The organism is Streptomyces sp. NPDC054840 (assembly GCF_053611065.1).
This window is the reverse complement of the sequence record NZ_JBSGZP010000013.1, coordinates 19377-31027: the sequence shown is the minus strand read 5'-3', so window position 1 is coordinate 31027 and position 11651 is coordinate 19377. Positions and strand designations below refer to the sequence as shown.

General features: G+C 68.6%; 12 protein-coding genes. All 12 read left to right on the top strand.

Annotation, left to right across the window (positions count from 1 at the left end):
- On the top strand, positions 1-978 hold a 978-nt coding region (locus tag ACWGIU_RS02505; protein ID WP_453701828.1), incomplete at its 5' end, for a hypothetical protein.
- Between the two features lie 14 nt (positions 979-992).
- Positions 993-1382, top strand: coding sequence for a hypothetical protein (locus tag ACWGIU_RS02500; RefSeq protein ID WP_453701827.1), 390 nt, complete (start codon positions 993-995; stop codon positions 1380-1382).
- Positions 1383-1484: 102 nt separating this feature from the next.
- Positions 1485-3545, top strand: a complete 2061-nt coding sequence (locus ACWGIU_RS02495; RefSeq protein ID WP_453701826.1) for a hypothetical protein — start codon at positions 1485-1487, stop codon at positions 3543-3545.
- A gap of 15 nt (positions 3546-3560) precedes the next feature.
- Positions 3561-4007 carry a hypothetical protein gene (locus ACWGIU_RS02490; RefSeq protein WP_453701825.1) on the top strand — a complete coding sequence of 149 codons (447 nt, stop codon included), beginning with the start codon at positions 3561-3563 and terminating at the stop codon, positions 4005-4007.
- A gap of 332 nt (positions 4008-4339) precedes the next feature.
- The gene (locus tag ACWGIU_RS02485; protein WP_453701824.1) at positions 4340-4585 is read left to right on the top strand and encodes a hypothetical protein; all 246 of its coding nucleotides are present in this window, start codon (positions 4340-4342) and stop codon (positions 4583-4585) included.
- Between the two features lie 18 nt (positions 4586-4603).
- Positions 4604-7255 carry an SGNH/GDSL hydrolase family protein gene (locus tag ACWGIU_RS02480; RefSeq protein ID WP_453701823.1) on the top strand — a complete coding sequence of 884 codons (2652 nt, stop codon included), beginning with the start codon at positions 4604-4606 and terminating at the stop codon, positions 7253-7255.
- 12 nt (positions 7256-7267) lie between these two features.
- Positions 7268-7972: a glycosyltransferase family 2 protein gene (locus ACWGIU_RS02475; protein ID WP_453701822.1), complete on the top strand. Its 705-nt coding sequence runs from the start codon at positions 7268-7270 to the stop codon at positions 7970-7972.
- Positions 7969-8565, top strand: coding sequence for a class I SAM-dependent methyltransferase (locus tag ACWGIU_RS02470; protein ID WP_453701821.1), 597 nt, complete (start codon positions 7969-7971; stop codon positions 8563-8565). Before ACWGIU_RS02475 ends, ACWGIU_RS02470 begins: the two co-directional genes overlap by 4 nt.
- On the top strand, positions 8565-9446 hold the full coding sequence (locus ACWGIU_RS02465; RefSeq protein WP_453701820.1) for an NAD-dependent epimerase/dehydratase family protein: 882 nt from the start codon (positions 8565-8567) through the stop codon (positions 9444-9446). Before ACWGIU_RS02470 ends, ACWGIU_RS02465 begins: the two co-directional genes overlap by 1 nt.
- Positions 9447-9464: 18 nt before the next feature.
- The gene (locus ACWGIU_RS02460) at positions 9465-9719 is read left to right on the top strand and encodes a hypothetical protein (protein WP_453701819.1); all 255 of its coding nucleotides are present in this window, start codon (positions 9465-9467) and stop codon (positions 9717-9719) included.
- A 504-nt stretch (positions 9720-10223) separates the two neighbouring features.
- Positions 10224-10424: a hypothetical protein gene (locus ACWGIU_RS02455; protein WP_453701818.1), complete on the top strand. Its 201-nt coding sequence runs from the start codon at positions 10224-10226 to the stop codon at positions 10422-10424.
- A gap of 111 nt (positions 10425-10535) precedes the next feature.
- Entirely contained in the window at positions 10536-11552 is a 1017-nt protein-coding gene (locus ACWGIU_RS02450; protein WP_453701817.1) for an HNH endonuclease, read from the top strand.
- Positions 11553-11651: the final 99 nt, after the last annotated feature.

Genomic DNA, 11651 nt, shown 5'->3' with positions numbered 1-11651 from the left:
GGCCTCGATTCGATCATCCCGCCTGACCGAAGCCATGACACCAAGGCGGCGAAGGAGACCGTCGCGAAGGTCGCAGCCTCCGGGACGGCCGACGCCGCGACCAAGCCGGCAGGACCGACCGATCCCGGCGGCACATTCAGCGCGGCCGCACCCCGCAGCGCAACGCTCGGCGGGAAGGCGGCCGTACCGCTCGCCGTCCTTGCCGAGACCAGCTCCACCATGTGGCAGGCCATCGGGGAGGGCTACCGCGAACGGTGGCCCGAGATCCGTGCGGAACGCCGCAAGCAGATGGCCGCGAAGGCCGCCAAGCGCAAGGCCGAGAAGGCGGCGGCCGACGCGGAGAAGAAGGCGCAAGCGGCGGTCGTCGCAGCCCCGCCCGTCGCCCCCGTCCTGGCCGTCGCCCCCGTCCTGGCCGCCGCCCCCGACCCCACGGCAGCCACCCCGCCGGCCGGCGAATTCAACGGACCGCACACCGTCCAGGGCCGGCCCGGCGACGGAACCGCACTCATCCCCGCCCAGCCCGCACCCGACCCGGGCCGGCACCTGACCGCAGTACCCGATCCCGCACAGAACGGAGACCTCATGTCCTCGCCGTCCACGCTCATCCCCGAGATCCGCACCCTCGACGGACTGATGAACGCCTTGACCCTGGTCCGCGCCATGTGCGAGATGCGATCCGAGGAAGCCCTGGCCATTGCCGCCGACGACCTGGCCCTGTCCAACCGGCTCGACCAGATCGAAGCCGAGATGGCCGACCTCGAAGTCGACGACGCCACCCGAGCCGAGATCGACGCGCTCCGCGAGTCCATCCACACCCAGTCACAGGTCGCCGCCCAGTACGGCGGCGCCGCCAAGGACGCCGCCGACCTCGCCCTGGCCACAGCGCAGGCCGCCCACAAGAACCACGGCGGCATCGCCGAAGCCGTCCAGTCCTCGCCCATCGAAGTCGCCGCGCAGGCCGGCTACTACAACCGCTGACAAGGGAGACCACCGTGGCCATCACGAAGATCGCGGACGTCATCAACCACCGCGCCCTGCTCAACGCACTCAACGCGATCCGCGCCGAAGCCGAATCCCGGCAGGAAGACGTCAACAACCTCGCCGCCTGGTCCAAGGACATGGCCGACCGGATGCAAGGCGCCGCCGAGGAACTGAAGAGCCTGCAGGTCGACACCTACACCGTCGGCAACATCGCCATGCTCGCCGACGTCATCGCAGGGCAGGCCGCCTCCGCCGCCCGCTACAAGAACGCCACCGACACCTCCGTCAATCAGGCCACGACAGCCGCGCGCACCGCGCACCGCAACCACGGCCGCATCCAGGACGCAGTCGACGACAGCAGCGTCCCGATGGCCAAGAACACCTTCTACAGCGCCGAGTAACCCCTGATGCTGCCCAGTCGCCCCCGGCCCCCACGGTCCGGGGGCGGTGGGGAGCACCAGGCCCGGCCCCGCCCTCCACACCGAACCCGAAGGGAATCCGCCGTGCGCGCCCCGAAGAAACCCACGCCCCAGTACAACGACATCGCCGCTTTCCTCGCAGCCCAGGCCAGCCCGACCGTGGCGAAGGCCGCCACCGGCAAGAAGCCCCGCACCCTGAAAGGCTGGGCGCTCGCCAACCGAGGCAAGCTGACGATTGCCGTAACCGCGGCCAGCCTCGGCCCGGCCGGAGATCTGCTGTCGGCGACCGGCGACGGATGGAAGACCGCCCTCGCGCTCGGTGCCGCCGGCGCCGCAGCTGCCGGAGCATGGGGCTGGGTACCCGGCCTGGTGAAATGGAAAGGCGAATGGAAGCCCGCCCGTGCCCTGCCCACCATGAACGAGCGTCGCATCGGCCTTTCCATGCCGATCACAGGCGCCGCACTACTGACCACGATGGCCGCGGTCGGCGGCCCCGAATGGGGCGAGAACCCCTGGTGGGGCTTCTCCCTCGCATGGTCCGCCGCCTACGGCACATGGGCCTGGCGACGAGCAGGCCGCCAGCCCGAGAACAAGGCCCCCGCCCTCACCCAGCAGATGCTCGACTGGATGACCTACGCCGCCGCCCCTGACGGCCCGTACCCGAAGAGCACGCTCGTCTCCCCGATCGCCACCCCCAAGGGCGGCTGGTGCGCCGAGATCCACGTGCCGCGGGGCAAGAGCTTCCGGATCCAGGCGATGGACGACGTCCTGTCTTCCATCGGGGTGGATGACGCCGACCTGGTCGCCCTGGAGAAGATCGCCCCCCGCAAAGGCAAGATCACCGTGTTCACCGAGAACCCGCTCAAGAAGGGCACCCTCTTCGGCGACCAGCACACCCTCGACCCGGAAACCGGCCTCGCCCCGATCGGCGTCTACTACGACGGCGCCCAAGCCAACTACCGCTTCTTCCAGCCCGGCTCCGGCGCCGTGCACTCCTTCGTCACCGGCACCTCCGGATCCGGCAAGTCCCGCCTGCTCGACGCCCTCCTCGGCATCGAGCGCCGCAGCCCGCTGGTCTGCTCATTCGTCATCGACCCGCAGTCCGGCCTGTCCCTCCCCGACTGGCCCGACGGCGTGGCGGTCTTCGCCCCCGGCAACGACTTCGGCATCGTCGTCCTCCGCGCCTTCCAAGCGATCATGAAAGAGCGGGCCAGGCGGTACAACCGCATGAAGTGGATCGACGAGAAGGGCCGCACCCGCGTCGGTCGTGCCTTCTTCGTCCCCGGCGACCCCGACCCGCTGATCTCCCTCACCCTCGACGAAGCCCACGACCTCCTCAACGACCCCCAGTACGGCGAAGAAGCCGTAAAAATCATCGGCGACTGCGCCAAAGAAGTCCGCAAGGTCGGCGGCAAACTCCGCCTCGCCAACCAGGGCCCCAACGCCTCCGAACTCGGCGGCGAAACCCTCATCCGCGACATTCTCCAAGGCGGCAACAATGCCGTCCTCCGCTCAGGATCCTCCTCGGCCGGCAAGCGGGCCGCCGGCACCGCCCTCGGTGACATCGACCCCGGCGCCATCCCCAAGGAATTCAACGACGGCAGCAACACCGGCGGCCTCGGCTACCTCGCCGGCCCCGACAACCGGGCCGCCATGTGGCGCGCCCCCAACGTCGAAGACGCCTACGGCCTCGCTCACGAAGGCGTAACCACCGGCATCGAGCAGGCCAGCATCGACGCCCTCCCGATCGTCCGCCACGTCCTCGCCGAACACGCCCTCATGCTCCGGCTGCGCAACGCCGGTCAGCAGTACACCTACGACCCCGCCCGCTTCACCGAGAACGACACGATCCCCGCCAGGAAAGCCCGCGCGACCGCCCCTGCACGACAGCAGGTGCCGGCCGCAGTGGAACCCGAGGCCGCCGCCCTGTCCGCGACAGCGCAGCAGATCGTCGCCTTCCTGCACCAGCACGGAAAACCGACCGCCCCCGCCATCATCGCTAAGTCCCTGCAGCTCACCGGCCCGCAGGTCCGCACCGCCCTCAAGCGCATGAAGGACGACCCCACCGTGCCGATCACCAACCTCGGCCACGGCGCCTGGATCCACACCGACCACACCGACACCGCACTCGCGGCCGCCGCCTAACCCCAGGGACCGACGATGACCACTGATGCTGCCCGCGACCTCATCAAGGCCGTTGAAGAGGCCCTGGCGACCCCCACCGCCTACCGTGACCCCAATCCGACCCCCACCATCGGGGCCGCCCCTCCCGTGCCCCAGCCCGGCCGCCCGCCCATGAGCCAGAAGGCCACCGACGCCAGCATGCTCATGCTCGCCGCCGGCGCCGCCTCCCTCCCCATCGGAGGCGCGACGTCCCTCGTCCTCTACACGCTCGGGCACGTCGACCCGGCCGCGCTCGCCATCGGAGCAGCAGCCCCCGTCGCCCTGGTTCTCGCCATCGGATCGCTCATCAGGGCAGCCGGCCGGGGAATGCAGGGGATAGGCGCCGAGCACCACCACCACTACAACGGACCCGTCAGCCAGGAAACCCGCACAGTCACTACGCAGACGCGCGGCCTGTTCGCCAAGACGATCAACAAGCAGTAGCCCTACCGCTCGACCGGGCCCTCGCCGACCGCGGGGGCCTGCGTCATAGGCACCGCCCGCGCCACCCAACCCTCACCCAGCCGATTCGTCGGCAGCATCGTCACCACCGCAGCCCGCTCCCGGCAAAACCAGTCCAACTCACGCCGGCACTCGGCCTCCGTGCGACCACGCAGCATGTATGAGACGCCCATGGGCGAAGTCTGGCGGATCGGTGATCCCTTGACCTGCCGAACGGGCATATGTCACAGTGCCATCAGGCGGAACACGTATGCCCGTCGCCGCTTCCAGCCCCCAGGCCTCGCCGGGGGCTTTTCGCATTCCTGGGGGTGGCCATGGAACTGTACGAGCTGTACCCCGACGACTTCGTCTTCGAGAACGAAGCCACCGAAGCGACCGGCGTACCCGGCCCCGTCATCCGACAGTGGGCGCGACGCGGCAAGATCCGACGATTCCAGGGACGGCCCCACGAGTACGCGGGCAACGGGCGCGAGTACAAGACCATGTACGCCCTCCCCGAAATCGCCGAACGAGCCAAGACGTACCGGCCGATGCCGCAGCGAACCCCCAAAGCCGCCTGACCGACGAGGAGGCGCCCCGTGAGCTTCCCCGACGGCACCCCCACGGTCACGCTGGTCGGCACGATCCCCTCTGCTGTCGCGGGTACGGCCTTCAAGGGCAAGATCGTCTGCAAGCCGTCCGCGTACCTGACGGACTCCGCCCGGCACGCGGTCTACCCTGGCGGCGGCAGCGTCAACTTCGCCAGTGACGGAACCTTCTCGGTCGTCCTCCTCCCCAACAACGCAGCCGGCATTCAGCCCGAGGGCTGGAAGTGGTTCTTCGACCTCCAGCCGACCGGCGGCAAGCGCATCCAGTTTTTCGCCGAGGTCAACGGCACCGGCACTGTGTACTTCGACGACCTGGTGCCCATTCCCGCTCCGGGTGGCGGGCCCAGCAGTGGCGGTGGAACCAGCGCGGTCTCGTCGGTCAACGGGCAGACCGGCGCTGTCATCCTGGACGCCGAGGATGTCGACGCCGACCCGGAGGGCACCGCGGCAGCGGCCGTCACCGCCCACGCCGGGGCATCCGACCCGCACGGCGACCGGGCCGCGGGAGTAGCCGCCCTGGCCGCCCACGAGGCCGACACCACGTCCGTGCACGGCATCACCAACACCGCGCTGCTGGAGACCCAGTCCGGCGCGCAGGCCAAGGCCGACACCGCGCAGACCGCCGCCACCTCGACTGCAGCCGCGGACGCCACGTCCAAAGTGGCCGCGCACGAGGCGGACACGACCGCAGTCCACGGCATCGCCGACACCGCCCTCCTCGAAACCGCGGCCGGTGCCCAGAGCAAGGCCGACGGCGCCCAGGCCGCAGCAATCTCCGCCGCGGCAACCGACGCCACCAGCAAGGTCGCGACCCACACCGCGGCCAGCGACCCTCACGGCGACCGCGCGGACGCCGCCACCAACTACCTGGCCAAGACCTCAAACCTGTCCGACCTCGCCAACCCGGCGACCGCGCGGACCAGCCTCGGGCTCGGCGGCGCAGCCACCCTGTCGGTCGGCACCACCGCAGGCACAGTCGCCGCGGGCGACGACAGCCGCTTCAGCGCCATCGGCAGCGCCGGACCCCAAGGCCCGGCAGGCCTCGACGGGGGGAGCTTCCGCACCAACGAGGTCCGCATCAGCGACGGCGCCGTCACAGACCTCGCCTCGGCCGCCGCTTGGACGATCGCGGCCACCAGTGTCGGAACGCAGCTGAAATGCTCCATCCCCGCGGAGGTCGGCGACCGCATCCGGGTCGACGCCGGCATGCTCTACTCCGGAACCCGCTACCTCGATGTCGTCCTGCTCGACTCAGCGGGCGCCATCAATCTCTACGCGGGCACGCTGACCACCAGCCCGCTCGCCGAGGGCAACCCCGAGCTGTACCCGTCGACCTCATTCGGCAAGGCCTCGTCCGGCATCGTCTTCACCGTGGCAGCCGGCCACCTGTCCGGCGGGCAGGCGACCATCGCCCTCGCCAACCAGGGCACCGGCGCCGGCAAGATCTACGCCTACTCCGGGTACCCGTTCCGCCTCGGCCTGACCAACCTCGGCCCCGCAGTCGCCCCCACGGGCATCAGCGTCGCCCAGACCAGCACGCCGACCAGCGGCTACATCAAGTACGCGCCCGCAGGTGTGGCCTTGACGGGCTCGGACGTGACCGGCCCGTTCTCCTACCTTGGAGCCGGCGGCTTCCAGATCGGCTCCGGCACCCCGGACTCCACCTACGTCCTGCCGACGACGAGGTACCCGAACACGCGCGGCACACTGTCCAGCTCCCAGTCGACCTACAGCATCGAATTCGGGACCGATGCCAGCGCCTTCCAGCTGCGGTTCAACTGGCAGACGGGCGGCTCATACCGCATCTCCGTCGACGGCCGCAAAATGACCGACCTGATGCAGTCCCTTGGCGGCACAACGCCCGGCAGCACGCACCTGATGACCGTCAACCTTGGCGTCTCCCAGCCGCGGGTCATCCGGCTCGACTTCAGCGTCGCCCCGTTCGGCGGAATCTACCTGCCGCCCGGAGCGTCGATGTGGAAACCGCCGACGCCGGCCAAGCGGTTCATGGTGCTGGGCGACAGCATCCCCGGCGGCAGCAGCATGAACACAGGTGGAGGCTCTGGCACGTGGTTCGCGCGAGCCGCACGGCCGCTGGGCTACAGCGACGCCTGGAATGAAGCCCTCGGCACCACCGGGTACATCACCGCAGGCTCCACCGCGACGCTCGGCACCCGAGCGCCCATCGACGTCATCCCGAACGCCCCCGACACGCTGATCATCTCGGCGGGCTACAACGACAACGGCGGCTCGCAACCCAGCATCAGCTCGGCCGCAGCCAGCCTGTACAGCGCCATCAAGACCGGCCTGCCCGCCACCACGATCTACGTCCTCGGCTGCTGGTCACCCAGCGGATCCCCGGCCGCGTCGATCACCAACACCGACACCACGCTCCGAACAGCCGCAGCAGCCGCGAGCCTCCCGTTCATCTCTCCGATCACCGGCTCGATCTACAACTCGGCCGGCACGCTCGTCGCTACTCACGGGCCGTGGATCACAGGCACGGGGCGCGTCGGAGCCACCACCGGCAGCGGCAACGCGGACGTCTACATCGGGACCGACGCGACCCACCCCACGGACGCCGGCCACAAGTACCTCGCCGACCGGATCGTTGCAGCCATCCAGGAACTCACGAACGCGTAACAGGAGGTGCCCGTGGACGACCTCCTGATGATCGTGCCCACCCGCGGCCGGCCCGAGAGCGTCCCCGCGATCGTCGACTGCTGGCGGCAGACCGGCGCCACAGCCGACGTCCTGTTCGCCGTCGATGACGACGACCCCATGCTGCCCGGCTACCGCGAGCACATGGAGAACCTCAACGATCCCCGGATTCGTTGGCGGACCGGGCCTCGCCTGCGAATGTGCGGCACCCTCAACGCCGCCGCAGTCGAAGAGGCCCCCCGCTACCGGTTCCTGGCGTTCATGGGAGATGATCACCGGCCGCGTCCCGGTGCGATGCCGTGGGATGAGCGGTTCCGGATCTGCCTCTCAGGTGGGCCGGGCATCGTCTACGGCAACGACCTCCTGCAGGGCGAGATCATGGCCACCGCAGTCGCGATGACGTCCGACATCGTGACGACCCTTGGCTACATGGCGCCGCCCGCACTGATCCACCTCTGTTTGGATCTCGTATGGATGGACTGGGGTCGCGGCATGGGCCGCATCACCTACCTCGGCGACGTGATCCTCGAACACATGCACCCGGCCAACGGCAAGGCGGACATCGACGCCGGCTACATCGAGTGCAACAGCAGCGCGGTCTCCACCGCCGACGCCACCACCTACTACGACTACCGCGACAACGGCGGCCTCCAAGCCGACCTGGAGAAGCTGCGGGCACTGATCGAGGAGACCGCATGACCATCGACAGTGTCATCGACGCCTGGAACCAGGCCGACCCCGCCGCGATCCACCCCACCCGCAGAATCAGCGAAGACGCCTACCGGATCTCCGGCGAGAACCAGGCCGCCCTCCTGTCCACGATCCTCCCCGCAGGCTGCAAGGTCGTCGACTTCGGCTGCGGAGACGGCCGCGTCGCCATCCCGCTCACCGGCCTCGGCTACGAGGTCACCGCCGCAGACGGCTCCCAGGCCATGCTCGACCGGATCACCGAAGCGGCCCCGGACATGCCGACCGTCCAGACTGACGGCACCGACCTCGCCGAGCAGCTCGGCCGCAAGACCGACGCCGTCATCTCCCTGGCCGTCCTCATCCACCACAGCTACGAATCGGCTGCCCGGATCATCGAAGGCCTCCGCGCTGCCGTCCGCGTCAACGGAATCCTCGTCCTCGACTGGCCCATCTCCGACGAACCCAGTGAAGGCGGCGGCTGGATCAGCGTCACCACCTGGAGCCGCGACCAGCAAGACGAACTCTGCCAGCGGATCGGCCTCAAACGCCTCGACCCCGCAGGCTCACCCTGGCCCATCTTCCGCGCGGTCAAGGCCAGCTGATGCGGGTCCTCCTCACCGGGGCTGCGGGTTTCGTCGGCCGCCACCTGCACCAAGCCCTGTGGGAGCGAGACCATCAGGTCTCCGCCATCGACCTCCGGCCCAATCACGCCGTCCTCAAGCGCGACGCCCTCGACCACTTCCGCACCAGCAACGTCCGCTTCGATCTCGCCATCCACTGCGCGGCCGTCGTCGGCGGCAGGGCGAGCATCGACGGCTCACCGCTCGGCGTCGCCACGAACCTCGGCCTCGACGCCTGGTACATGCGCTGGCTGGCCCGCTCCAAGACTCCACGGGCCGTGTACTTCTCCAGCTCCGCCGCCTACCCCGTCGCCCTGCAACAGCCCGGCCCGATCCGGCGGCTCGTCGAGACCGACATCGACTACGAGCAGCCCGGCCGACCCGACGCCACCTACGGCCTCGCCAAGCTGACCGGCGAGCAGCTCTGCCAATACGCCGAAGCAGCCGGCACCCGCATGACCGTGCTGCGGCCGATGTCCGGCTACGGCAGCGACCAGGACGAGAGCTACCCCTTCCCTGCGTTCATCCGCAGGGCCAAGGAGCGGCAGGACCCCTTCGAGATCTGGGGCGACGGCAGCTCGACCCGCGACTGGATTCACATCGACGACCTCGTCGGCGCCACCCTCGCCGCCGTCGAGCAAGACGTCACCGGCCCGGTCAATCTCGGCACCGGCAAGGCGACCAGCTTCGACGAGCTGGCCGGCCTGGTCACCACGGCGGCCGGATATCAGCCCGAGCTGAAACACCTGCCATCCGCGCCGCAAGGCGTACACCACCGCGTGTGCGACCCCAGCCGGATGCTCGACTTCTATACGCCCACCGTCACCCTCGACGAGGGGATCCGGCGGGCACTCGCCAACTAGACGAAGGAGGCCAGCGCCATGGCCAAAACGAAGCCCGACTCCGCCATCAATCCACAGGGTGCGGACATAGAGATCATCGACCGATCAGCAGGCACGCCGGGCGTCGTCCTTCCCAACGCGGTCCGAGTCAACGGAACCGAGATCCTGATCCCTTCCGACGCCACGATCCGAGTGAGCGACATCGCCGAGGACGAGCTCGTGACGGTGACGCTGACCATGTTCGCCCGCAGCCTGTCCATCCGGCACGAGCCGGTGGACACTCAAGATCCGTGAGCGGCGGCTGGAAGGGCTCAGACCGCAAAGCCCGGCTGCCCTCCGGCTGGTCAAAGATCCGTGCCCGGATTCTGGCGCGGGACGTCACGTGCGTTCTCTGCGGCGTGAGGCCATCCGCCTTCTGCGACCACATCGTGGCCAAGGCCGACGATCACAGCGAGGCCGGCCTGCAAGGCGTCTGCGGCCCCTGCCACGACCAGAAGTCCTCCCGCGAAGGCAACGAGGCCCAGCAAAACAACCCCCGGCCCGGACGAACCCGCCCGCCAGAACAACACCCTGGGCTCAGGTGATCATGACGCTCCCCATATGGCCCGGCTGGCGCCTCACCATCTGCATGGAGCGCGTCAAGCCGAAACGCTGTCGCTTCACCCAGCAGACTGCGGGCGGCCCTGTGCGCTGCATCTTCAACGCCGGCCACCCGGCGCACGGCCACACTCTCACCAGCGATTTGCGAGCCGCTCCCGTAGCTTCTCCCCGCTTACTCGCAAGCAGATAGGTGAACCTGTGCCCCGCTACCTGATCACCCACCCCAAAGGGCAGCAGGGCGACGACATCCTCGTCGAGGACCCGGAGCTGACCCTCACCATCCAGGGTGGCTGGGCAGTCCTCTCCGACCCGGATGGGCCGTGTCTCGTGATCTCTGCACACGCAGGAGCGACTATCACCCGCATCGACGAGGCGCCCGTAGATGAGGCGGTCGGCTGAACTACCAGCTCTCGCCGCCAACCCCACCCAAGACGCCTGCGGTTGATCCCCGCAGGAAGGAAGGCCCGATGTCTCCAGGCATCGGGCCTTTCGCATGCCCTGGAGACCGAGATGAGACCCCTGTCAGTTTCCTGCATCCAATGTGGCCTGGAGGTTCAGGTCTCGGCCGATGGCCCCGTCCCGAACTACTGCTCAGGCAGCTGTCGATCCCGCTACAACAAGGCCAAGGCGAAGTTGAACGGCAAGGCGCAACGGTGGGAGCAGAATCGCCTCGCGCGTCAAGCTGAGGAAGCCGAGCGCCGAGCTAGCCTCCAGCGGGCCACGGCAAGGCCATGCCCATACTGTGCCGCGCCTATGGTTCATCCGCGCCGCGTTCAATGCGGGGCGCCTGAATGCAAGAGGCGCCACGCCAACGAAATGCAGCGCCAGTTTCACCGGCGGTACAAAGAACAGCACGGCGTCTACTACAGCCGCCAGTACGACCAGCCCAGGGTGAAGCGGCACGACATCACCTGTCAGCGCTGCGGCAAGGCTGCTGTAGTCACCAAGGTCGAGGCGAAGTACTGCTCACATGACTGCTGGTACGAGGCCAATCATGCAAGGCACGCTCAGGTAGAGCTTGCCTGGAGGCCGGCCTTGAGGCAGCCTCGCTTGGCTCAGGTGCGTGTACTCAAGCCGCTACGGCGGCGATGGTTCAGTGCCTGCTGTCCCATGTGTGCGGCGCAGTTCATAACCGACAACCCGCGGGACCGGCACTGCTCACCGCGCTGCGGTAAGCGTGCAGAGAGGGACAAGCGGCGAGCTCTGGAGCGCGACGCTTTCGTCGCACCAGTCAACCGCGCAGAGGTATACGAGCGGGACCACTGGACATGCCGGCTGTGCCGCGAGCCGGTGATGCGGGATGAGGTCGTTCCACACCCTCAAGCTCCGACACTCGACCACATCGTTCCGCTTGCGCGAGGTGGAACACATGAGCCATCGAACGTTCAGCTGGCTCACTACCTCTGCAACTCGATCAAGTCTGACGGGATCCGAGTGAACCCCAGCCGGCTCACGGAGCTTGGTATCGCAATAGGGCACATAGGGGCAATACCCCCTCCCCCCGACTCTCCCGGATCGGGTCCGTAAAGCACCTGACGTCGCCCCCGGGTTTCCAAGGCCGGCCGACAGACCCTGGTGGTCTGCCTCTTGATCATCTGGTGTCGCCCTGGAGGCGCACCTCTTCGC